The sequence below is a fragment of the Neisseria sp. P0022.S009 genome (assembly GCF_051956675.1).
Lineage (GTDB): Bacteria > Pseudomonadota > Gammaproteobacteria > Burkholderiales > Neisseriaceae > Neisseria.
In genome coordinates this window covers 1-255 of sequence record NZ_JBQCXE010000101.1, presented here as the reverse complement: position 1 = coordinate 255, position 255 = coordinate 1, and the positions used below count along the sequence as shown (strand labels likewise).

The window sequence follows — 255 nt, the reverse complement described above, 5'->3', positions numbered from 1 at the left end:
GCACCAATATCGAAAAACTCGGCTCCACCGTGACCGTTGCCGGCGACGACAACATCACCACCGAAGCCCAAGACGATAAAGTGACGGTTAAGCTGAACAAAGACCTGGTAGTAGACAGCGTCAAAGCTGGCGACACCACCGTTAACAACGACGGTGTGAAAGTCGCAGGCGGTCCTAGCCTGACCAAGTCCGGTATCGATGCCGCCGGTAACAAAGTGACCAACGTGGCCGACGGCGACCTCAATGCCAACAGCA

1 pseudogene is annotated in these 255 nt (G+C 56.1%); it reads left to right on the top strand.

Features of this window, described 5'->3' with window-relative positions:
• Positions 1-255: pseudogene (locus ACTHUG_RS11630) on the top strand (hypothetical protein); the annotation flags it as partial.